The organism is Bradyrhizobium sp. B117, assembly GCF_038969555.1.
GTDB lineage: Bacteria > Pseudomonadota > Alphaproteobacteria > Rhizobiales > Xanthobacteraceae > Bradyrhizobium.
Genome location: NZ_CP152414.1, coordinates 6,499,871 through 6,521,476, shown reverse-complemented (window position 1 = coordinate 6,521,476; position 21,606 = coordinate 6,499,871). Strand labels below are relative to the sequence as shown.

At 64.7% G+C, this 21,606-nt stretch carries 19 protein-coding genes; 15 read left to right on the top strand and 4 right to left on the bottom strand.

From position 1 onward, the window contains the following. Window positions 1–32 precede the first annotated feature (32 nt). Window positions 33–1,478, top strand: coding sequence for a GntP family permease (locus tag AAFG16_RS31775; protein WP_342731631.1), 1,446 nt, complete (start codon window positions 33–35; stop codon window positions 1,476–1,478). A gap of 1 nt (window position 1,479) precedes the next feature. Here AAFG16_RS31775 and AAFG16_RS31770 read toward each other — a convergent pair whose 3' ends face one another. After that, window positions 1,480–2,214, bottom strand: coding sequence for an SDR family oxidoreductase (locus AAFG16_RS31770; RefSeq protein ID WP_342731629.1), 735 nt, complete (start codon window positions 2,212–2,214; stop codon window positions 1,480–1,482). Window positions 2,215–2,229: 15 nt separating this feature from the next. Continuing rightward, a complete protein-coding gene (locus tag AAFG16_RS31765; RefSeq protein ID WP_342731627.1) occupies window positions 2,230–3,264 on the bottom strand; it encodes a LacI family DNA-binding transcriptional regulator in 1,035 nt (344 codons plus the stop codon). A gap of 184 nt (window positions 3,265–3,448) precedes the next feature. On the opposite strand from AAFG16_RS31765, the gene AAFG16_RS31760 reads away from it, so the two are divergent. The 8 genes from AAFG16_RS31760 (at window position 3,449) to AAFG16_RS31725 (ending at window position 11,765) form a co-directional block, all read left to right on the top strand. Continuing rightward, a complete protein-coding gene (locus tag AAFG16_RS31760) occupies window positions 3,449–4,747 on the top strand; it encodes a sugar ABC transporter substrate-binding protein (protein WP_283080412.1) in 1,299 nt (432 codons plus the stop codon). A gap of 61 nt (window positions 4,748–4,808) precedes the next feature. Next, on the top strand, window positions 4,809–5,696 hold the full coding sequence (locus AAFG16_RS31755) for a sugar ABC transporter permease (RefSeq protein WP_342731624.1): 888 nt from the start codon (window positions 4,809–4,811) through the stop codon (window positions 5,694–5,696). A 4-nt stretch (window positions 5,697–5,700) separates the two neighbouring features. Continuing rightward, window positions 5,701–6,528, top strand: coding sequence for a carbohydrate ABC transporter permease (locus tag AAFG16_RS31750; protein WP_283080410.1), 828 nt, complete (start codon window positions 5,701–5,703; stop codon window positions 6,526–6,528). Between the two features lie 7 nt (window positions 6,529–6,535). Further along, a complete protein-coding gene (locus tag AAFG16_RS31745) occupies window positions 6,536–7,540 on the top strand; it encodes a zinc-binding dehydrogenase (protein ID WP_342731621.1) in 1,005 nt (334 codons plus the stop codon). Window positions 7,541–7,546: 6 nt separating this feature from the next. After that, on the top strand, window positions 7,547–8,611 hold the full coding sequence (ugpC, locus tag AAFG16_RS31740) for a sn-glycerol-3-phosphate ABC transporter ATP-binding protein UgpC (protein WP_342731619.1): 1,065 nt from the start codon (window positions 7,547–7,549) through the stop codon (window positions 8,609–8,611). Continuing rightward, window positions 8,608–9,567, top strand: a complete 960-nt coding sequence (locus AAFG16_RS31735) for a sugar kinase (RefSeq protein WP_342731617.1) — start codon at window positions 8,608–8,610, stop codon at window positions 9,565–9,567. Before ugpC ends, AAFG16_RS31735 begins: the two co-directional genes overlap by 4 nt. After that, window positions 9,564–10,601, top strand: coding sequence for a tagatose 1,6-diphosphate aldolase (locus tag AAFG16_RS31730; protein ID WP_342731615.1), 1,038 nt, complete (start codon window positions 9,564–9,566; stop codon window positions 10,599–10,601). The genes AAFG16_RS31735 and AAFG16_RS31730 overlap by 4 nt, the downstream gene beginning before the upstream one ends. Window positions 10,602–10,640: 39 nt before the next feature. Continuing rightward, on the top strand, window positions 10,641–11,765 hold the full coding sequence (locus AAFG16_RS31725) for a mandelate racemase/muconate lactonizing enzyme family protein (protein WP_342731613.1): 1,125 nt from the start codon (window positions 10,641–10,643) through the stop codon (window positions 11,763–11,765). A 93-nt stretch (window positions 11,766–11,858) separates the two neighbouring features. Here the strand turns inward: AAFG16_RS31725 and AAFG16_RS31720 are convergent, their stop codons facing one another. Together AAFG16_RS31720 and AAFG16_RS31715 are read right to left on the bottom strand one after the other, a co-directional pair. Next, on the bottom strand, window positions 11,859–12,230 hold the full coding sequence (locus AAFG16_RS31720; protein ID WP_342731611.1) for a hypothetical protein: 372 nt from the start codon (window positions 12,228–12,230) through the stop codon (window positions 11,859–11,861). A 286-nt stretch (window positions 12,231–12,516) separates the two neighbouring features. Continuing rightward, window positions 12,517–12,762, bottom strand: coding sequence for a hypothetical protein (locus tag AAFG16_RS31715; protein WP_342731609.1), 246 nt, complete (start codon window positions 12,760–12,762; stop codon window positions 12,517–12,519). 491 nt (window positions 12,763–13,253) lie between these two features. Between AAFG16_RS31715 and AAFG16_RS31710 the strand changes: the two genes are divergently transcribed. The 6 genes from AAFG16_RS31710 (at window position 13,254) to AAFG16_RS31685 (ending at window position 21,597) form a co-directional block, all read left to right on the top strand. Beyond that, a complete protein-coding gene (locus AAFG16_RS31710) occupies window positions 13,254–13,934 on the top strand; it encodes a response regulator transcription factor (protein WP_283080401.1) in 681 nt (226 codons plus the stop codon). A gap of 10 nt (window positions 13,935–13,944) precedes the next feature. Next, window positions 13,945–15,441, top strand: a complete 1,497-nt coding sequence (locus AAFG16_RS31705; protein ID WP_342731607.1) for an ATP-binding protein — start codon at window positions 13,945–13,947, stop codon at window positions 15,439–15,441. Further along, window positions 15,431–16,354 carry an RNA polymerase sigma factor RpoH gene (rpoH, locus tag AAFG16_RS31700; protein ID WP_283080399.1) on the top strand — a complete coding sequence of 308 codons (924 nt, stop codon included), beginning with the start codon at window positions 15,431–15,433 and terminating at the stop codon, window positions 16,352–16,354. Before AAFG16_RS31705 ends, rpoH begins: the two co-directional genes overlap by 11 nt. Window positions 16,355–16,433: 79 nt before the next feature. Beyond that, window positions 16,434–19,616 (top strand): efflux RND transporter permease subunit, encoded by a 3,183-nt coding sequence (locus AAFG16_RS31695; RefSeq protein WP_342731605.1) that lies wholly within the window; start codon window positions 16,434–16,436, stop codon window positions 19,614–19,616. Further along, window positions 19,613–20,884, top strand: coding sequence for an efflux RND transporter periplasmic adaptor subunit (locus AAFG16_RS31690; protein WP_342731603.1), 1,272 nt, complete (start codon window positions 19,613–19,615; stop codon window positions 20,882–20,884). Before AAFG16_RS31695 ends, AAFG16_RS31690 begins: the two co-directional genes overlap by 4 nt. An 11-nt stretch (window positions 20,885–20,895) precedes the next feature. Continuing rightward, on the top strand, window positions 20,896–21,597 hold the full coding sequence (locus AAFG16_RS31685; RefSeq protein ID WP_342731601.1) for a hypothetical protein: 702 nt from the start codon (window positions 20,896–20,898) through the stop codon (window positions 21,595–21,597). Window positions 21,598–21,606 lie beyond the last annotated feature (9 nt).

Sequence of the window (21,606 nt, the reverse complement as noted above, 5' to 3'; positions counted from 1 at the left end):
ATCATCGCTCCGAAATTGCTGGAAGGTGCACCATGGGATTGCTTGGGGTGTTGATCGGACTAGCGCTGCTGATGTGGCTCGCGTACCGGGGCGTCAGCGTGCTGCTGGTCTCTCCGCTGGCGGCGCTCATCGCGGCCGCATTCTCGGGCGAACCGTTGCTAGCTCAGTGGACGCAAACATTCATGAGCGGGGCGGCGCGGTTCGTCGCCCAATGGTTTCCCATGTTCATGCTGGGCGGATTGTTCGGCAAGCTGATGGGGGACAGCGGCTCGATCAGCGCCATCGCGCAGGGTTTGACGAAAAGACTGGGAACCACCCGCACGATATTGGCGGTGGTGATCGCCTCGGCGATCGTGACCTACGGCGGCGTGAGCGTGTTCGTCGCATTCTTCGTGCTGGTACCGATGGCCCACGAGATGTTTCGGGCCGCGGATCTCCCGCGCCGTCTGCTGCCGGCAACGATCGGGCTGGGTGCATTCACGTTCACGATGTCGGTGATGCCCGGAACGCCCTCAGTCAACAACGCCATTCCGATGCCGTACTTCGGCACGACCACCTTCGCGGCCCCGGGGCTCAGTATCATCGCATCCATTATCATCTTCGTTTTCGGGATGTGGTGGCTTGGCCGGGCCGAGACGGCCGCTCGCAAGGCCGGCGAGGGATACGGCGGCGGGGCGAGCTTCACTCCTGTCGTGAGCGAGATCGTGCGCGAGCAGGCGGCGCCGGCAGGCGACTTCGATCCGGCCGAGCTGCCGCACGGCAAGCCGGCTGAAAGCGGGCCTAGCTTCGCGCTGGCCGTGCTGCCGCTCGTCGTCGTCATCGGCACGAATTTCCTGATGTCGCTTGTTGTGTTTCCGCGGCTCGATTTTTCGTTTCTGTCCGAGGAGCAGTGGGGCGGCACGACGATCGGGGCCGTGTCCGGCGTCTGGTCGGTGATCGTCGCGCTCATTGCGGCAAACCTGACCGTCCTTCTCGTCAACCTGCGACGCTTGCCATCCGTGCGTGAAAGTCTCGACGCCGGCGCGAATTCCGCAGCCCTGCCGATGCTGATGATCGCGAGCCTTGTCGGCTTCGGCGCGGTCGTGGCCGCATTACCGGCATTTGCGACGGTTCGCGACGCGGTCTTCTCGATTCAAGGCGGACCGCTCGTCTCGCTGGCCGTCTCGATGAATGTGCTGGCGGGGCTGACCGGGACCGCCTCCGGCGGCATGGCCATCGTGCTCAATGCATTTGGCGACGATTTCATGCGCCTGGCAACCGAGCATCACCTCGCTCCGGACTTGTTGCATCGCATCACGACGATGAGCGCCGGCACACTGGACGCGCTTCCCCACAACGGCACCGTGCTCCTGCTGTTGCAGATCAGCGGTCTCACCCACCGTGAAAGCTATCTCGACATGGTGATGACCGTGATCGTCAGCTGCATCATTGCGCTCGTGGTCGTCCTGATCCTGGGGTCGATGTTCGGATCGTTCTGACTCATCCCGCAAGAAATCCGCCGTCCACCGCGACCACCGTACCAGTCGCATATTGCGAAGCTGGCATGCAGAGGAATGCGACTGCGCCGGCGATGTCTTTTGGTTGTCCCCAGCGCTTGAAGGCGGTGCGGTCGGCGATGCGCTGATGATGTGCGCGATCGGTGCGGCCGGCGGCGTTGATCGCGGTTTCGATGTAGCCGGGTGCCACCGCATTGACGCGGATACCCTCCTCGGCCCACTTGAGGGCGAGTGCCTTGGTCAGCATCACGACGCCGCCCTTGCTGGCGCAATAGGCAGGGATTCGCGGCAGCGCCAACGTCGCATTCATCGAGGCGATGTTGACGATCGAGCCCTTGCTCTCCGCGAGCAGTGGACGGAACGCCATGCAGGTCCGGAACGTGCCGGTGAGATTGACGTCGAGCACCTTCATGAAGGTCTCGATCTCAAATTCCTTGTCGCGTACGAGAATGCCGGCGCAGTTGACAAGCGCATCGACGCGCTTGTGCTGGCGGGCGAATGACGTCACAGCGTCATCATCGGTGACGTCGAGCGTCGCGAGTGTGAGGCCCGCGCGGGGCTTGAGCAGGGTGCGGCCAAGATCGGCATCGTTGGCGCCTGTTGCCGTGACCGTGGCGCCGAGCTCGCAAAACTGGTTGCTGATCGCGGCGCCGATGTCGCCGGCGCCGCCGATCACGACGGCATGAAAGCCGGCTGCGAGAGAGAAGTTCGAGTTCATCGGAAGGGTCTCACTTCAGGGATTTCGGCGGCGGAGCGTCGATTCGCGGACCACCAGCGAGAAGTCGATCTCGCGGTGCATGATGGTCTGCTCGCCGGCGAGGCTGCGGACCAGATATTCGCCGGCGCGCTGCCAGGTTTCCCCGGTCGGAACGTGGATCGTGGTCAGGCTCGGCCGCAAATGGCGGCTCCAGTCGAGGTCGTCGAAGCCGACGACCGACAGATCGCGCGGCACGGAGAACCCGTCGCGCTCCGCCTCCAGCAGCACGCCATAGGCGATGACGTCGTTGCCGCACACTACGGCGGTCGGGCGATCCCTGAGATTGAGGAGATGGCGGGCCGCCTCACGCGCGTCGTCCAGCGTATAGGGCACCTCGACATGCCATTGCGGGGGAAGCTCGAGACCGTTCTCGGCGAGCGCGCGGCGGAAGCCGGCGACGCGCGCGCTGGCGCGGTCATTGTTGCGCTGGAGTGCCGAGACGATCCCGATCCGGCGATGGCCGAGCTCGATGACATGCGCGGCGGCGCGATGGGCGGCCGCTTCGTTGTCGGTGCCGACGCAAGGGTAGGGCCGGTCAGGCTGGTAGATGCCGACATTGATGAAGGGCACCGCGTTGTCGGCGAGGAGCTTGCGCAATCCGTCGTGATGGCAGTCGCCGCGCAGCACGAGACCGTCGACACCGCGGCTGATCAGATTGCGCGCCTGCTGCAGTTCGACGTCGAGATCGTAGCCGCTGGTGGTGAGGAACAGCATGTATCCGACCGAGGACAGATATTGCTGAAGCGAGGCAATGCCGCGCGCGAACATCGTGTTGTCGATGGTCGGCACGATCGCGCCGAGCGTGCGCGAGCGGCGTGACGAGAGAATGCGCGCCGGCGCATGCGGGATGTAGCCGAGCGCGTCGATCGCCTGCTCGATGCGCGCGCGCAAGGATGGGCTCACCGCGTCGGGATTGTTGAGGGCGCGCGAGACCGATGCCGTCGAGACGCCGGCGCGGGCCGCCACGGCGCGGATGCCCTGTTTCACAGACTTGGCGTTGGTCAGGCGCATGAATGTAACGTTACATTTCGGCTCAGGCCGCCGCTGGATAGCAACAATCTCGTAAATCTGCCGCAGATTGCATAGGTTGTCCACTGCTTGACACGGCGATGGTGTGGCTTAAGTTGTAACCGTTTTCAGATCGTATTCAAAAAGGGTCTGCCAGTTTAAGGCGGCCAGCCGGGAGGAGAATTCAATGAAAGCCAGGATGCTCGCGACGCATGTCGCGTTGCCCGCTCTCGCGATTGCGGCCAGTGCGCAGGCGCACGCCGCCGATTTCGACTGGATGAAGTTCAAGGGCAAGACCGTCACCTTTCTCGCCAACAACAATCCGGTCTCGCAGGCGTTGCTGACCTACAAGGCCGATTTCGAGAAGCTGACCGGCATGACGCTGAAGGTCGACGGCTATCAGGAACAGCAGATGCGTCAGCGCCTGGTCACCGTCATGAACGCGAACAGCGACGAGGTCGACGTGTTCATGACGCTGCCCTCGCGCGAGGGCGAGCAGTTCGCCGCCGCCGGCTGGTATGCCGATCTCACCGTGATGGCCAAGAACGAGGTCGCCAAAGACTATGATCCGAGCGGGTTGAGCCAGGCCCTGCTCAAGGCCGCGACCTTTGGCGGCAAGCTCACCAGCATGCCCATGAATCTCGAAGGGCCGATCTTCTATTACCGCACCGACATCTTCAAGAAGTGCGGCCTCGATGCGCCGAAGACGATCAAGGACGTCGAGGCTGCGGCCGAGAAGATCAAGGCTTGCGACAGCGCGGTGACGCCGTTCGTCTCGCGCGGCCTCAAGCCGGCGGTCGCCTACACCTTCAGCAACATGCTGCACAACATCGGCGGCACGTACATCGCTGGCGGCAAGTCGAACCTCTGCTCCGCCAAGGGCAAGGAGGCGCTCGACACCTACAGCCGGCTGCTGCGCGACTTCGGACCTCCCGGCGTCGTCAACTACAGCTTCCAGCAGATTTCCGCGCTCTATCGCAGCGGCCGCGCCGCGATGGCGTTCGAATCGTCGAACGAGCTGCGCACGGTGATGGAAGGCGGCGCGCGCCTGAAGGACACCGGCCTGCTGCCGTTCCCGGCCGGCGAGGCCGGTCAGGTGCCGACCACGATCGGCTGGGGAATGGCAGTTTCCTCCCACAGCAAGCAGCCGGATGCGGCCTGGTACTTCGTGCAGTGGGCGACCAGCCCCGAGGTGCAGAAGAAGATGGCGCTCCAGGGCATTGCGCCGCCGCGTCCGTCCGTCGCCAACGATCCCGAGTATCGCAAGTGGATCGATGAAGAGCCGGTGCGGAAGGAGTGGCAGGCGGCGCTCGACGTGCTCGCCACCAAGGGCTCGTCCGAAGTCGGCTATCCCATCGTCGCCAATCCGCAATCGCGCGAGTTCATCGGTCAGGCCGTGCAGGATCTGATCCTGAAGCAGAAGCCGATCGACCAGGCCTGCGCGGATGCCGACAAGGCGCTCGATGCGCTGATCGCACTGAACTAACGGCCTCATGCCGGCAGGCGAGCCGCCTGCCGGCACCTAACTCGATCGAGGGCACGAACGCATGTCGGACACGGCTGCGACACTCACGCAGGACCGGCAGAAACTGGAGCTGGCGGCGCTCTCGGCGCCGGCCGTGATCTTCACGGTTGCGATGATCGCGTTTCCGGTCATCTACACGATGTGGCTTGGCTTCCAGACGTTTTCCTCGACCGGCAAGCAATCCTTCGCGGGCCTCGCCAACTATTCGAAGCTGATCTCCGACGTCGAGTTCTGGCACGGGCTTTTGGTGACGATCGCGCTGTTCGTCCTGTCCCTGGTGCTCCAGCTCGTCTTCGGCGTCTGGCTGGCGCTGGTGCTGTTCCACGCCAAGCGTCTGCCGGGCATCGTGCGCTCGCTGTTCATCTCGCCCTTCATGATGCCGCCTGTTGTGGCCGGCATGATGTGGCTGGTGATCCTCGACCCGTCGCTGGGCGCCGCCAACTACATCCTGCAGTTGTTCGGCCTGCCGCCGTCGGACTGGCTGGCCTCGCCGATATGGGTCATTCCGACCGTCGCGCTGATCGACAGCTGGCAGTGGACGCCTTACGTCGCCCTGATCGTGCTGGGCGGGCTACAGTCGCTGCCGCCGAGCGTCTACGAGGCCGCGCAGATCGACGGCGCATCCCCATTCAAGACCTTCCAGCGCATCACGCTGCCGCTGCTGCTGCCGACCATCGTCACCGCGGCGATCCTGCGCAGCGTCGATCTGCTGCGCTTCTTCGACATCATCTACATCACGACCCAGGGCGGCCCGGGCAACGCCTCGAACACGCTCAACATCTACGGCTTCCGGGTCGGCTTCGAATTCTTCAACATCGGCTATGCCAGCGCCCTGATGCTGACGCTGACGGCGATCGTGTTCGGCGCCGTGCTTGCCTTCAACCGCCTGCGCGGCGCAGTGGCGTGGTGACCTCATGACCGACGCAGCCACCACCGATCGCTGGATCCGCTGGCTCAACACCATCCAGCTCGTGCTCGCCGGCGTGCTCATCATGGCGCCGACGGTCTGGATGGTGCTGTCCTCGTTCAAGCCGTCCTTCGAGGTCACCGCCTATCCGCCGACGCTGATCTTCACGCCGACGCTGGAGAATTATGTCGAGCTGACCAAGACCACGCCGTTCCTCAGCTACGCGCTCAACAGCCTCATCGTCACGGTCGGCTCGACCGCGCTGGGACTGCTGTTTGGAATTCCCGCCGCCTTCGCCGTCTCCTGGACGCGGATTTCGTGGCCGGCGATCCTGACGCTTGCCGCGCGCATGGCGCCGGGCACACTGTTTCTGCTGCCGTGGTACGTCATGTTCCGGCAAATCGGCATGATCGGCTCCTACACCGCGCTGATCCTCAGCCATGCCGTGATCACGCTGCCGATCGTGATCTGGGTTCTGCTGCCGTCGTTCGACGGCATTCCGCGCAGCGTGTTCGAGGCGGCGCAGGTGGATGGGTGCAGCGTCACGCGCATCCTCTGGCGCATCGCGCTGCCGCTGGTGGCGTCTGGCGTCGCTGTGTCTGCGATCCTCGCCTTCGTGTTCTCGTGGAACTATTTCCTGTTTGCGCTGGTGCTCTCCAACGGCGACACCAAGACGCTGATCGCGGCGGCCTTCAACTTCATCGGCGAAGGCTCGACGCAATGGGGCGCCCTCATGGCCGCGGCGACGCTGATCGCGTTGCCGCCGCTGGTGCTGGCGGCCCTGGTTCAGCGCTGGCTGGTGTCCGGACTGACGCTCGGCGCGGTGAAAGGCTAGGTATCTGATGAACGTATCTCCCCGTCCGAACTCGATCATGCTGGCCGCGGTCTTCCACGGCAATGACCGCATCACCATCGAGCGTGTCGCGATGCCCGAAATCGGTACCGGCGAGGTGCTGGTGCGGGTCTCGCGCACCGCGCTGTGCGGCTCGGACTTCAAGCTCTGGCACAAGGGTGCCGAGTTCACCGCAGGTCACGAGATTTTTGGTGTCGTCGAGCAGCCCGGTCACCGGCTGCATGGCCGCCGCTGCGCCGTTTATATCCCGCTTCATTGCGGTCGTTGCGCCGCCTGCGAGCGCGGCGACACCCAGATGTGCCTGGAAGTCTCCAGCCTGATCGGCTGGAACAGGCCGGGCGGCTACGCCGAATATGTGCCGGTGCCGGAAAACTGCCTCCTGCCGGTGCCCGATGATATCGAGGACAGCCTTGCGCCGCTGCTGCTCGACACCATCGGCACATCAGGCCACGCCGTGCGCTTCGTCAGTCGGGTGGTGCCAGCGCGTGAGGCAGGTCCGGTCCTCGTCATGGGGGCAGGGCCGGTCGGCCTCGGCGTGGTGCTGGCGCTCCGCGCGCTCGGCTATAGCGACATCTTCGTCGCCGATCCCAACGCGGCGAGGCTGAAGATCGCGCAGTCCTTCGGCGCGAAGGCGCACCCGGTCGGCGATACCTCCAAGCGCTTTGCCCTCATCATGGAGTGCTCGGGCGCGCATGCGGCGCGCAATCTCGGCATCGAGCTGGTCCTGCCGCGTGGTGCGCTGGTGCTGGTCGGCGAGAACGCGGCGCCCTGGACCATCGAGGAAGGCAAGGTCTTCCGCCGCAAGGATTTCTACATGATCCGGACCTTCTATTTTCCCGTCTCGGATTTCGAACCGAATGTCGAGCTGCTGCGCAAGTACAAGGACGAATACCGCGTCCTGGTCGACGGCGAGTTCGGCCTACAGGCCTTGCCCGAAAATTTTGCCCGCTTCGCCAAGGGCGAGCTGATCAAGCCTGTGCTGGCGCTGGACTGAGCGATCATGGCCTCGATCTCGATCCGCAACCTCGTCAAACGCTACGGCAATTTCACCGTGATCCCCGATCTCAATCTGGAGATCGCGGACCACGAGTTCGTCGTGTTCGTCGGCCCGTCCGGCTGCGGCAAGTCGACCTTGCTGCGTATCATCGCGGGCCTGGAGCCGATCTCGTCAGGCGACCTCTATATAGGCGATAAACGCGTCAACGGCGTGCAGGCCGCGCAGCGCGATATCGCCATGGTGTTCCAGGACTACGCGCTCTATCCGCACATGAAGGTCTACGACAACATGTCGTTTGCGCTGGAGCTGCGCGGCACGCCGAAGGCGGAGATCGACGCCCGGGTAAAGCGCGCCGCCGCGTTGCTCCACATCGAGCCTTACCTCGACCGCAAGCCGAAGGAGCTCTCCGGCGGCCAGCGCCAGCGCGTCGCCATGGGCCGCGCCATCGTGCGTAACCCCAAGGCGTTCCTGTTTGACGAGCCACTGTCCAATCTCGACGCCAAGCTCCGCGGGCAGGTGCGCGCCGAGATCAAGGCGCTGTCGCAGGAGCTGAAGACCACCATGGTCTTCGTCACCCATGATCAGATCGAGGCCATGACCATGGCCGACCGGATCGTGGTGCTCCAGAGCGGCACGATCCAGCAATATGACACGCCCGAGGCGGTCTATGAGCGGCCGGCCAACCAGTTCGTCGCCGGCTTCATCGGTTCGCCCGCGATGAACTTCTTCCCAGTCGAGTGGCGCCAGGAGCGTGCGATCCTTTCGCAAGATGGAACGGTGGTGCCGCTGGACGGCGAGACCGCAAGCCGCCTGAGTAAGGCCGGCAAGGCCGTGTTGGGCATTCGCCCCGAACATTTTGCCGTCGCTGCCGATGGTATTGCGATCGACGTCAAGCTGGTCGAGCCGCTCGGCTCGGACACGCTGATTCATTTCGATCTTGCCGGCGCCTCCGCCATCGTGCGGGTCGACCCAGCGCTGCGGCCGAAGGTCGGCGATCGCATCAGTTTGCGTCCGCAGCCTGGCAAGACACATCTGTTTGACTCTGCCAACGGACTGGTCCTTCGGTGAGCGCGCCAGCCAACATTGGTGATCTCGCAGCGCTGGCGGACGTCGCGTCCAGGGCGAAGCCCGTGCACGTGATCTGCCTTGGGCTATCAGCGCTCGACCAGATCTGGCGCGTCGATCGGCCGTTCGCGGGTGGAAGCGAGAAGATCAAGGCCGTCGCGTACGGCACGCTTGGCGGCGGTATGGCCGCCAATGCGAGCGTGGCGGTGGCAAGGCTCGGCGCGTCCGTCGCGTTCTGGGGACGGGCGGGGAATGATGCCGCTGGCCATGAAATGAAGTCGGCCTTCATCGCCGAAGGTGTCGATGTCGAGAATTTCCGGCTGTTTCCCAATGGCCGCTCGTCGGTCTCCGGCATCATTGTCGACAGCTCGGGCGAGCGGCAGATCGTCAATTTCCGCGGCCTCTATCCGGAGGCCGCGGACTGGCTTCCGCTTGAAGCGGTTGCGCGTGCGTCGTCCGTGCTGGCCGATCCGCGCTGGGTCGAGGGCGCCGCCACGTTGTTCCGCGAGGCGCGCGCGCGTGGCATCCCGACGGTGCTAGACGGCGACATGGCCGATGCAGAGGTGTTCGAGCGGTTGCTGCCGCTGACTGATCACGCGATCTTCTCCGAGCCTGCACTCGCATCTTTTGCAGGTTCGGCCGATGATCAATCCCTGGCGGCGCTCGGGCGCTTCGGCTGCCGCGTCATTGCCGTGACGCGCGGCGAGAGCGGCGTGAGCTGGTATGAGAACGGCCAGCAGCATCGGCAGGCAGCCTTCGCCGTCGACGTCGTCGACACCACAGGCGCTGGCGACGTCTTCCATGGCGCCTATGCGCTGGCGATCGGCGCTGGCCTCGACGTGCGCGCCGCCATGACGTTTTCGGCGGCCACGGCCGCCATGAAATGCCGCCACGCCGGCGGCCGCAACGGAATCCCCGATATCAACGAGTGTCTTGTATTCATGAGGACGAAGCCATGAGAACGATTGGAAAGAACCGCGGCCTGGCCCGGCTTGCTGACGCGGACGGCCACTTTCGCATGGTCGCGCTGGATCAGCGGCCGCCACTGTTCGATGCGATCGCGAAAGCCAAAGGCATCACGCGGGAGCAGGTCGAGTATTCCGACGTCACTGCGGCCAAGCGTCTCCTGGTCGAGAACCTCGCGCCGCATTGCAGCTCGATGCTGTTCGATCCGAACTTTGCGGTGCCCGCCGCGATCGACCTGTTGCCGCCGCGCTGCGGCCTGATCATGACGCTGGAAGAGCATCGCGTCGAGGAAACCGTGGGCGGCCGGAAGTCGCGCGCCATCACCAACTGGAGCGTGGAAAAGATCCGCGCCATGGGCGGCGACGCCGTCAAGGTGCTGGCCTGGTACCGGCCGGACGCCGATGCCGCGGTGAACGAGCATCAGAAGAAGTTCGTGCGCGAGATCGGCAAAGACTGCGCCCGCCACGACATTCCCTATGTTCTCGAACTGCTGGTCTATCCGTTCCTCGGTAGCGCCAATCACACGGCCGATTACGTGGAATCGCCCGGCAAGCTGCCGGGTCTCGTCATCGACAGCGTCCGCGAATTTGCAAAACCGGAATACGGCGTCGATCTCCTCAAGCTGGAGAGCCCGCTTGCAGCCAACGGTCTGCCAGCCCGTGACGACAGCGCGGAGGCCAAGGCCGCGCAGAGAGAGTTCGACGCGATCGGTGACATCTGCCGCGAACGCAGCATCCCCTGGGTGCTGCTGTCGGGCGGCGCTGCCCCCGAAAAGTTCGAGCGCGTCCTCGACTATTCTTATGCCGCAGGTGCAAGCGGGTTCCTGGCGGGCCGCACCATCTGGCTCGATGCCGTCCTGAAGAATTTTCCGGACCGCGCAGCAGTCTCGGCCAGCCTGCGCAAGGACGGCCTCGGCGTGCTGGAGCGGCTCAACCAGTTGACCACGGCCAAGGGCACGCCATGGAAGGCGCGCTTTCCCGTCTTCACCGATATCAAGCAGGAAGGTGACTTCGCGCGCGCTTACTGAGATGGTAGCGGCTCCGCGTAATCTCGCAGGATCTGCAATATGACCGACAGCTTCACCATCCGCTCGATCGAGGCGTTCTGCTATCGCTATCCGCTGGCAACGCCGGTGGTCACCTCGTTCGGCAAGATGCTCAACCGGCCCGCCGTCTTCGTTCGCGCCGTCGACGAAGACGGCGTCGAGGGATGGGGCGAGGCCTGGTCCAACTTTCCGGCTCCGGGCGCGGAGCATCGCGCCCGGCTCATCAACGAGGTCCTTGCGCCGGGGCTCGTCGGGCGCAAATTCGACGGTCCTGCTGAGATTTTCGAGATCCTGACCAAGGGCACCGAAGTGCTGGCGCTCCAATGCGGCGAGCCCGGCCCGTTCGCGCAGGCGATCTCGGGCATTGATCTCGCACTATGGGATCTTTTCGCGCGACGTCGGAACTTGCCGCTGTGGCGGCTGCTCGGCGGACAGTCGAGCACGATCAAGGTCTACGCCAGCGGCATCAATCCCGGCGGCGCCGCCCAGACGGCCGAAGCTGCGCTCAAGCGCGGCCATCGCGCGTTGAAGCTGAAGATCGGCTTCGGCGCCGAAACCGACCTCGCCAACCTTTCTGCGCTGCGCGCCATCGTCGGCGCGGGCATGCTCGCCACGGATGCCAATCAGGGGTGGTCCGTTGCGCAGGCCTTGGAAATGCTGCCGCGCTTGGCCGCATTCGATCTGCGCTGGCTGGAGGAGCCCATCCGCGCCGATCGGCCGCGCGAGGAGTGGCGCAGACTGCGGATAGCCGCGAAGATGCCGATCGCGGCGGGCGAGAACATTTCGAGGGTCGAAGACTTCGACGAGGTCCTCGCAGAAGACGTGCTCGGCGTGGTTCAGCCCGACATTGCGAAATGGGGCGGACTCAGCGCCTGCGCCGGCCTCGCGCGCGACGTCCTGAAATCGGGCAAGACGTTCTGCCCGCATTATCTCGGTGGCGGCATCGGGCTGCTTGCCTCGGCGCATCTTTTGGCCGGTATCGGAGGCGACGGCTGGCTCGAGGTGGACATCAACGACAATCCGCTGCGCGACCTGTTCTGCGGTGCCGTCGCCGATGTGACGGACGGCACGGTCAGCCTCGGCGAAGAGCCGGGGCTTGGGTTGGCACCGGATCTGGCCTCGATTGCACGTCACCGCAGTTTGTGAAAGCCCCGGCAGCGCCAGGGTGCTGCATGGCAGCAACAAACGCCTGGCGCCGGCGGCGGTCGGTCCGGACCGATGGGAGTTGAGCGGGCGGGGTTAGCTGCAGCTCAACGGTAACGGCTGGCCGGGATGGAACTCGTACCAGTCATAGCAATCCGGATAGGCGCCGTAGAGCCCATATCCGGAATGGAAGCGGCCGAAGTGGTGAAACGCGTGCTGGCGGAGGCCGCCGGCATGTCCGCCGAAGCCGAGGTGCTCGCCGCTGAACCGGGCGCCGCCGCCAAATCCTCCCTCATGGCCCATGCCGCCGAAATGCGCGCCGCCGCCGAAGCCCGCATGTCCGCCACCAAAACCGCCACCGCCAAAGCCGCCGTGGCCACCGCCACCGCCGCCGTGCGCGTTGGCTGCGCCGATGGCGAGGGTGGAGGCGAGTGCTGCCGTCGCCAGAATCATGATCGTACGTGTCATGGAGAACTCCTCTCGTGTTGAGCTGCCCGGCCATCCGTGATGCCCGCTGCCGCGTCGCGCCTTGCGCGCGTGGCTGCGGATGATCGAGCGAGTGATGAAAGAGAGGTAGGCGCGGGGCGCGGTAATCCAACTGAATTCGGCGTCAGACATGAGGCGCGACGCTCGCGCAGGTGATCGCGCGACCCGTGCCCACGACGCACCGAAAGGAGCGGGCTGAATCCTGCAGCCCGCTCCCTGTCCATCAGCAGTGTCCGGCGGAGTTAGGCGGCCGGCCGCATTGGCGCGATCAGTAGCCCGTGCCCGGCTCGCACGGTACGTTGTTTCCGGTCCACGGCGCGGTCGCGAAGGCTCCGACGCGCGGCGCGGGAACGCAGGCGCGCTCGCCCGGATAATAGAACTGCGCGTTGGTCGCGACCGTATCGGCTTCCACCGCGGGTTGCCGCACGACGCGATGGTGCTCGCGCGCCATGACGGGTCCGCCCAGCATTGCAGCGGCAATCAATCCCATCGACAACAGTTTGGACGTGGTCATTCGCTTTCTCCATTGATGACGCCAGGCCGAACCAAGCCGGCCCGCCATTGAGATGTGAGCGATGGGCTGCGATTCAAATGCACGAATTGCTCACCGCATTTCAATCGCCTGTGAGCCGATGCGGCGTCGCGAGCACGATCGTGCGAATCCATAACATCCGTGGCCCCCCGGACGACCGCTTGCGCGTTGACAACATATGTTCGACGCAGCGCAGTTCAGAGCGGAGCCCGCAAGATGATCATTACAATTGTAACACGCGCAATTCGTGCGCTCGTGTTGTTGGCGACACGCACAGCCGACAACATGAACCGCAATTTAATGGCACCGCGCGCGCCGCAGCATTACCTCTTGCTGCAGCGGGCGGCCCGCATCAGGCGGCTTCGACGCCGTGCGTCCGATGTGCGCGGGCACTGAACATGGCAGCGCGCGCCGCCGAGTCCGAGCTTCCCCGCGGCGCGCCGAAGCGCCGCGCGAATCGTGGAGCGAGGATCATGAACCGGATTCTCCTGATCGAGGATGACGCCGAGACCGCCGAGCCGATCGTTGCCGAGCTCGCCGATCGCGGCTTCGAGGTGCAGTGGGCCGGCGACGGCGTTGACGGTCTCAACCGGGCGCGCGCGTCGAGCCCCGATGCCATGATCGTCGATCGGATGCTGCCGGGGATGGACGGGCTCACGGTCATCGAAGCGCTGCGCAAGGATCAGGTCAGAACCCCCGTGCTCGTGCTGAGCGCGCTCGGTGCGGTGGACGATCGGGTGCGCGGATTGCGCATGGGCGGAGACGACTATCTCACAAAGCCGTTCGCGCTGGTCGAGCTGGTCGCGCGGATCGAGGCCTTGCTGCGCCGTCCGATCGACTGCCGCGTAACCGTTCTGCATGTCGGGCCGCTCGAGCTCGATCTGATCGAGCGCACCGCACGACGCGGCGAGCGCGAGCTCGACCTGCTGCCGCGCGAATTCCGCTTGCTCGAATACATGATGCGCCGGAACGACCAATTGCTGACCCGCGCGATGCTGCTCGAGGAAGTCTGGAACTACAAGTTCGTGCCGGCGACCACGAACCTGATCGACGTCCATATGGGCAGGCTTCGCCACAAGGTCGACGGTCCCGGAGAGGTGCAGCTCATCCACAACGTACGCGGCTCCGGCTTCGTCCTGCGTTCGCGGCAATAGGGGCGGGGCGATGCACCAGATTCAGTTGATACGCTCGGGCACGTTCCTTTGGGCGCTGGCCGTGGCGGCTGCCTTCGGGGTGTTCGTGGTCGCCCTGTTTGCGTTTGTCTACTTCAAGCTCGACGACTATCTGGTTGCGCGATCCGATCGCATGATCACCACGCAGATTCGCTTCATGGCCGACCTGCCGCCGGCGCGCCGCCTCAGCGCGATCGCGGATCATCTCGCGCAGGATTCCAGGGGCGTGCAGTACGCGGGACTGTTCGACGCTGCCGGCGCCCGCCTTGCCGGCAACGTCGATCGTGTGCCGCACGGGCTCCGGCTCGACGGAGCGGTACAGGGCGTGCGGCTCGATCTGATCGAAAAGCCGGGGGGCCACGTTCCGGTCGTCAGGGCGGTCGGCACGCGTCTTGAGGGCGGCGATGTCCTGGTGATGGGTCGGAACGTCGATGAAACGCGCGAGATATCGAGCGTGGTGGGCGAGGCCCTGGCCCTGGGCCTGCTGCCGGCCTTCAGCCTCTGCCTGCTCGCAGGTGCGTGGCTGAGCCTTCGTGCTCAGAGACGCGTGGAGGAGGTCAACCAGCGGGTCCAGCGCATCGTGGCTGGCGAGCTGCGCGAGCGGCTTCCGGAGGGCGATACGGACGACTCCTTTGCGCGGCTGGCCGGGATCGTCAACGGCATGCTCGACGAGATGGAGACGATGATCTGTGCGCTTGCCAGCGTCGGCAACGATATCGCCCATGATCTGCGAACTCCACTCACGCGCGTCCGCCTGGCGCTGGAGCGCGGGCGAACGCATGCGGCAACGCTGGAGCAGCTCCAGGAGGTTACGGATAACGCCATCGCCGGCATCGACCAGGCGCTGGCGATCGTCACGGCCTTGCTGCGCCTGACCGAGATCGAGAACAACCGCCGCACGGCCGGCTTCGGCGACGTCGCGCTCGACGAGATCCTGCGGGAGGTCCTCGACGTCTACGAGCCCATCGCCGAAGACAAGCGCATTGGGCTCGGTGTCGTCGTCGAGCGCAATGTGCGGGTGTGGGGTGACCGCGACCTGCTGTTCGAGGCGGTCGCCAATCTCGTCGACAATGCCATCAAGTTCACGCCGTCAGGCGGCCGGGTGGAACTCGCCCTGGAGGCGGAGGACGACACCGCGCTCGTCAGCGTGAGTGACACCGGTCCGGGCATCAGCGAGCAGGAACGCGAGGCGGTGCTGCGGCGGTTCTACCGCTCCGACAGGATGCGCAATACGCCGGGCGTCGGACTAGGGTTGAGCCTGGTGGCGGCCATCGTCAAGCTGCATGGCTTCCGGCTGATCATCGGTCCGGCGCCCGGAGGGCGCGTCGAGATCCTTGCCTGGACCCGAGGAGCGGGCAAGTCCGTCACCCGCCGGTCGCGGACGTCACGGCATGGAGACGCCGACCCAGATAGGACGAGCCAAACGATGCGCGATGCTTTCGCGATTAATCAGCCGGACATGAGTGTGGGAGTGTCGAATGCAGACTAGCCACGAAATTGCGAGGCGCGATCCCGTTGCCGCGCCGGGCGCAGCGATGTTGACGCCGTTCCTCAGCGCCTATTCTGCGGCCATCAGGCGCTTCGACCTGCTTGAGCCGGGGCAGGAGCAGCAGCTGGCGCGTAGCTGGCAGGAAACGCGGGACCGCGGCGCGGCGGATGCACTCGTCACCAGCCATCTTCGGCTCGCCGCGAAGCTGGCGCGCGGCTACCAGGGATACGGCCTGCCGCTGGTCGATCTGATCGCCGAAGCGAATTTGGGCCTCGTTGTCGCGGCGTCACGCTTCGAACCCGGCCGCGGCGCGCGCTTTTCAACCTATGCAATCTGGTGGATCAAGGCTGCCATTCACGAATACATCCTGCGGTCTTGGTCCCTGGTGAAGATCGGAACGACGGCTGCGCAGAAGAAGCTGTTCTTCAAGCTCCGCAGCGAGATCAGGAAGGCCTCAGGCGGCATGATGACGGGGCTTACACCTGACCTCGCCGAGGTGATCGCCGGGAAGCTGGAGGTGACGGCGCGAGAGGTGATCGAGATGGACGCGCGGCTCAATGGCGACATGTCGCTGAACGCGCGCGTCGGTGACGAGGACAATGGAACCGAGTTGGAGGCGCTTCTGGTCGATGGGGCGGTCGACGCGGAGACGGTGCTCGTCGATCACGAGCAGGCGGAGCAGCGCACCAAGGCTTTGCGCGTTGCGTTGAGCGGGCTTGCTGCGCGGGAACGTCGCATCTTCGAAGCGAGGCGGCTGACGGAATGTCCTGTTCCGCGCGATCAACTTGCCCGCGAATTGTCCATCTCCAGCGAACGGGTTCGACAGATCGAGATCCGCGCGTTCGCCAAGGTCAAGCACGCCGTCGTGCTCGCCGCGCAGGAAGCATCGCACGCTGCCGCATGCAGCGTCTGAATTCCTTTTCATTTGAACGGAGGTCCGACCGCCCTCACCTGTCCGACGATCTCGCGTCATTTGCTTCAGGCAGACCACCATGGGAATTGTTCGCTTCGCGCTGCGGCTTCCGCATACATTCTACGTGCTTGCGGCCCTGATCCTGTTTCTCGGCGGCATCGCGATCCGCTCGATGCCAACCGATATTTTTCCGGAGATCCGGATCCCGGTCGTCACGGTCATCTGGAGCTACACTGGGCTTTCGACCCCGGAGATGGAGCAGCGAGTCAGCACCTATAGCCAATATTCGATCAGTGCCAATGTCAGCGGGATCAAGAATATCGAGGCGCAGACCCTCAACGGTCTGTCGGTTCAGAAGATCTACTTCCAGCCGGACGTCAATCTCGATCTCGCGATCTCGCAGATCGTCTCTGCGACCAACGCCATCCGCGCCCTGATGCCACCCGGCATCCAGCCGCCGATCATCGTGCAGTTCAATGCCTCGAGCGTGCCGGTGCTCCAGCTCAGCCTCGAGTCGAACACCCTGAACGAACAGCAACTCTACGATTTCGGCATCTACCGGGTCCGCCAGCAACTGGCACCCGTGCCGGGTGTGACCTTGCCCACGCCTGCCGGCGGCAAGTACCGCCAGATCATGGTCGACATCGATCCGAATAAGCTCTTGTCGCGGGGATTGACACCGCTCGACATCGTCAACGCGGTGAACACCCAGAACCTGACATTGCCGACCGGCACGACCAAGATCGGCGACACCCAGTACACCGTTCGCACCAACGCGACGCCGGCCACGATCCAGGATCTCAACATGATCCCGGTCAAGTTCGCGAACGGCGCGACGATCTTCCTGAAGGACGTCGCCCAAGTCCGCGACGGGGCCCAGGTCCAGCAGAACATCGTCCGCGAGGACGGCCATCGCGCCGTCCTGCTCAGCGTCATCAAGAACGGAAATGCCTCCACGCTTGCCGTCGTCAATGGCGTGAAGGCGGCGTTGGCGTCGATCCGCGCGTCGGCACCTGCGGGGCTGAAGATCAACGAGCTGTTCGACCAGTCGATATTCGTCACCCATTCCGTCGATGGCGTGCTGCGCGAAGGCGCGATCGCGGCGGGCCTCACGGCGCTGATGATCTTGGTGTTCCTGGGGTCGTGGCGATCGACGCTGGTCGTCCTGATCTCGATCCCGCTGGCGATGTTGTCGTCGCTGATCGTGCTGTATTTCCTCGGCGAGACCCTCAACACGATGACGCTCGGCGGGCTTGCCCTCGCGGTCGGCATCCTCGTCGACGATTCGACGGTGACGATCGAGAACACCCACCGGCTCTGGACCGAGGAAGGCATGCCGCTGCCGGACGCGACCCTGCACGGCGCCGCTGAAATCGCCATTCCAACGCTGGTCTCGACGCTCGCGATTAGTTGCGTGTTCACCTCGGTCGTGTTTCTCGAGGGGCCGGCCAAATATCTGTTCACGCCGCTGGGCCTCGCGGTCGTGTTCGCGATGCTCGCGTCATACGGATTGTCGCGAACGCTCACGCCGATCACCATCGGCTTGCTGTTGAAGGGCGAGCGACGTCATGGCGAGGGCGAGCGCCCGTCGGGCATCTTTGCGCGCGCCTCTGCCGCGTTCGAGCGCGGGTTCGAGCGTCTGCGCGACGGCTATTCCAATCTCCTGCTGGTGCTTCTGCGGCGTCGGGTCATCGTCCCTGTCGTCGCCGTAGCGGTCTTGGCGCTCGGGGCTACGATGTTCCTCTATGTCGGCAGGGACTTCTATCCCCTGATCGACGGCGGCCAGATTCAGCTGCACGTTCGCGCGCCGGCGGGGACGCGCATCGAGCGAACGGAGGCGATCTTCCAGTCGGTCGAGGACAAGATCCGCGAAGTCATTCCGGAGCGTGACCGGGCACTGATCGTCGACAATATCGGCCTCCCCGCGCGTCCCTACAATCTCGCATTCACCGACGGTTCCACGATCGGGGTGAACGACGGCACCATCCTCGTGTCGCTGAAGGAGGGGCACAAGCCGACAGCGGACTACATCAGGAAGTTGCGACAGGTGCTGCCATCGGCGTTTCCGGAGGACACCTTCTATTTCCAGGCTGCGGACATCGTGACGCAAATCCTGAACTTCGGCCTTCCGGCACAGATCGATGTCCGCACCGTCGGTTACGGCAGCAACAACCTGGCGGTGGCCAAGGAGCTGCAGAAGAATCTCGCGGCGATCCCCGGAGTCGTGGATGCGCATCTGCAGCAGGAAGTCGATGCTCCCGCATTCTATGCCGACATCGACCGCACCCGCGCCGCACAGCTGGGCCTCAATGCCAGCACGGTGGCGACCAATATCAATGTCAGCCTCAGTTCGTCCGCTCAGGTGTCGCCGAATTTCTGGACGGATCCGACGTCCGGAATTCCCTATTACCTTGCGGTGCAGACACCCGAATACAGGGCCAACTCGCTGAACGCCCTGGGCAACACGCCGGTGTCGGCCTCGCTTGCCGCAAGCGGACAGACGGTGCCCGGCCTCCTCAGCAATGTCGCGACGTTCAAGCGCGGCACCGTTCCCACCAATTCGAACCAGGCCAACGTCCAGCCGGTGTATGACGTCTATGCGAGCGTGCAGGGTCGCGATCTCGGTAGCGTTGCGGCTGACATCGAGAAGGTGACGTCGACCCTGCAGAAGCAGTTGCAGCCGGGCAATTCGATTCAGGTTCTGGGACAGATCCAGAGCATGCATCAGTCGTTCCGGGATCTCGGGATGGGTCTGGTGTTCGCGGCCATCCTCGTCTACCTGCTGATGGTGGTGAACTACCAGAATTTCGGCGATCCCTTCGTCGTCATCCTGGCGCTGCCGGCGACGTTCTGCGGCATCGTGACGATGCTGTTCATCACCGGCACGACCCTGAACGTGCCGTCGCTGATGGGAGCCATCATGGCGATCGGCGTTGCTTCCGCAAACTCCATCCTGCTCGTGACCTTCGCGCGGGACGAGCAGTTGAAGGGACACTCGGCGTTCCAGGCTGCGTTGAGCGCCGGCCGGACGAGGATCCGGCCCGTGCTGATGACCGCGGCGGCGATGATCGTGGGCATGATCCCGATGGCGATCGGCGGACCGGGTGAGGAGCAGAATGCCGCACTTGCGCGGGCGGTCATCGGCGGACTGCTGTTTGCGACCCCCACCACCTTGCTAATCGTGCCGTATCTCTTCGCGATGCTGCGCAAAGGCAACGACGGCAAGCCTCGCCACGGCGTATTCGAGGAGCAACCGGAATGAGTGATGTTCGCGCAAGAACCGACGACGAGGAGGCGAAAGACCGCCCCGGGGCGGAAAGCCTGCGGATCGTGGAGCTGCCGGGCAAGGGCGAACGATCCGGACGCCGTTACGGCGGCGCGCTGCTTGGCGCCGGTGCGCTCCTGCTGCTTGCGGGCGGTCTCGCCATTGGCGGCTGGCGGCATTATGAGGCCGCGCGTGACGTTGCCGCAATGACTGAGCGGGTTCGAACCAACGTTCCCGAGGTTCGGGTCGCGACGGTCCGGCCCAGCGGCGAGCTCATGAAGGTGACCTTGCCGGCGACGACGACGGCGTTCGAGGCGGCCAACATCTTCGCCCGGACCAGCGGCTATATCGAAAAGCGCTATGTCGACATCGGCGACAGGGTCAAAAAGGGCGATCTCCTCGCGGAAATCACCGCGCCCGAACTGGACCAGCAGATCGCGCAGGCGCAGGCGACGCTCGCGCAGGACCAGGCTGCGCTTCAGCAGGCGCAGGCGAGCCGGGAGCTCGCCGACGTTACCAATTCGCGCGACAGCAATCTCGTCAAGCAGGGCTGGCTGACGGCACAACAGGGCGACAATGACCGTCTTACCCTGCGCGCGCAGCAGGGGGCGGTGGGCGTCGCCCAGTCGAATATCACGGCGCAGCAAGCGCAGATCCGTGTCCTGGAGCAGGAGAAGGCTTATCAGCGTGTGGTGGCGCCGTTCGACGGCGTCGTCACCCAACGCAACGTGGACAATGGCAGCCTGGTGCAAGCCGGATCGACCTTCATGTTCACGCTGATGCATTCCAACGTGATCCGAACCCAAGTCTTCGTGCCGCAGGACGAGGCTTTCGGCGTCGGCCCGGGCGTCGATGCGGATATCCGCGTGCCCGAGATTCCGGGGCGCACGTTTGCAGGCAAGGTCACGCGGATCGCAACCGCGCTGCAGCCGGGGAGCCGGACACTGCTGACCGAGATCGACGTCCCCAATCCCGATGGTTTGCTGAGTCCGGGCATCTATTGCACGGTCGAGCTGTCGATCCCGCGCAGGACGCCGTCGATGACGATCCCGTCTGACGCGCTCGTCTTCGATCAGAATGGTCTTCATGTCGTGGTCGTGCGGAACGGCACGGTTCATTTTCAACGGGTCTCGATCTCCAGGGATTTCGGCACCACGGTGGAAGTGCGCGACGGCGTGCAGCCCGGTGATCAGGTCGTGCTCAATCCTGCGGTCAATCTGGCGGAGGGCAGCAAGGTCAGCGTTCGCAAAACCGAAGTGAGTTAGGGATAGGAAAGATGATGCGGATCGTGTTCGCCATCGTGATGGCGCTCCTGCTCGGCGGCTCTCCCGTTCGGGCACAGGTCGCAACGACTGGCACTACGGCAATGGATCTGCCGACGGTGCCGGGCGCCGTCGTGATCTCGCCGCTCAACAGTCCGGGGCCGTTTTCCGCGAGTACCGTGCCGGGCACTCCGGATACGACGCTGGCGCCTGTCCCGCTCGCCACGGATCCGACGACGCCGGGGACGGTGGTCACCTGCGCGCCGCCATCGACATCACCGGCGCCGGTGCCGGCGACTCCGACAGTATCGTCCACTGGACTTCCGACACCAGGCATCGCAGTCCCGATCCTGCCGGTCATAGGACAGAACAGCAGCGCCATTGGGACAATCTCCGCGGCTGCGCCGGCGGGAACAGGTGCGACGGTGGCATGCAGCTCGACGCCGGGAGGGCAGGTGGTAAGCGCTGCGTCTCTGCCGCTTTCGATTCCGCAGGTGCCGGCTAGCCCCGCGCCCGGCACGATCATGGCGGACACCAACAGCGGCGATGGCACAGGCATAGATCCGAATGCTGCTGTCGTGCCCAGCCCGAACAGCTCGGCTTGCATGGAAGGCGTCTCGATGAGTCTGGCGTCGCCAGCGACGGTGTTGCCGGCCAACGCCTCAGGCGCGGCGCCAACGCCCGGAGTGTCGCCGATCCTGCCGCCGGGATGCTGAAGCGAAGCT

Coding starts and splice junctions, on each gene's coding strand:
- AAFG16_RS31775 (WP_342731631.1), top strand. CDS start 33: ATGGGATTGCTTGGGGTGTTGATCGGACTAGCGCTGCTGATGTGGCTC.
- AAFG16_RS31770 (WP_342731629.1), bottom strand. CDS start 2,214: ATGAACTCGAACTTCTCTCTCGCAGCCGGCTTTCATGCCGTCGTGATC.
- AAFG16_RS31765 (WP_342731627.1), bottom strand. CDS start 3,264: ATGCGCCTGACCAACGCCAAGTCTGTGAAACAGGGCATCCGCGCCGTG.
- AAFG16_RS31760 (WP_283080412.1), top strand. CDS start 3,449: ATGAAAGCCAGGATGCTCGCGACGCATGTCGCGTTGCCCGCTCTCGCG.
- AAFG16_RS31755 (WP_342731624.1), top strand. CDS start 4,809: ATGTCGGACACGGCTGCGACACTCACGCAGGACCGGCAGAAACTGGAG.
- AAFG16_RS31750 (WP_283080410.1), top strand. CDS start 5,701: ATGACCGACGCAGCCACCACCGATCGCTGGATCCGCTGGCTCAACACC.
- AAFG16_RS31745 (WP_342731621.1), top strand. CDS start 6,536: ATGAACGTATCTCCCCGTCCGAACTCGATCATGCTGGCCGCGGTCTTC.
- ugpC (WP_342731619.1), top strand. CDS start 7,547: ATGGCCTCGATCTCGATCCGCAACCTCGTCAAACGCTACGGCAATTTC.
- AAFG16_RS31730 (WP_342731615.1), top strand. CDS start 9,564: ATGAGAACGATTGGAAAGAACCGCGGCCTGGCCCGGCTTGCTGACGCG.
- AAFG16_RS31725 (WP_342731613.1), top strand. CDS start 10,641: ATGACCGACAGCTTCACCATCCGCTCGATCGAGGCGTTCTGCTATCGC.
- AAFG16_RS31720 (WP_342731611.1), bottom strand. CDS start 12,230: ATGACACGTACGATCATGATTCTGGCGACGGCAGCACTCGCCTCCACC.
- AAFG16_RS31715 (WP_342731609.1), bottom strand. CDS start 12,762: ATGACCACGTCCAAACTGTTGTCGATGGGATTGATTGCCGCTGCAATG.
- AAFG16_RS31710 (WP_283080401.1), top strand. CDS start 13,254: ATGAACCGGATTCTCCTGATCGAGGATGACGCCGAGACCGCCGAGCCG.
- AAFG16_RS31705 (WP_342731607.1), top strand. CDS start 13,945: ATGCACCAGATTCAGTTGATACGCTCGGGCACGTTCCTTTGGGCGCTG.
- rpoH (WP_283080399.1), top strand. CDS start 15,431: ATGCAGACTAGCCACGAAATTGCGAGGCGCGATCCCGTTGCCGCGCCG.
- AAFG16_RS31695 (WP_342731605.1), top strand. CDS start 16,434: ATGGGAATTGTTCGCTTCGCGCTGCGGCTTCCGCATACATTCTACGTG.
- AAFG16_RS31690 (WP_342731603.1), top strand. CDS start 19,613: ATGAGTGATGTTCGCGCAAGAACCGACGACGAGGAGGCGAAAGACCGC.
- AAFG16_RS31685 (WP_342731601.1), top strand. CDS start 20,896: ATGATGCGGATCGTGTTCGCCATCGTGATGGCGCTCCTGCTCGGCGGC.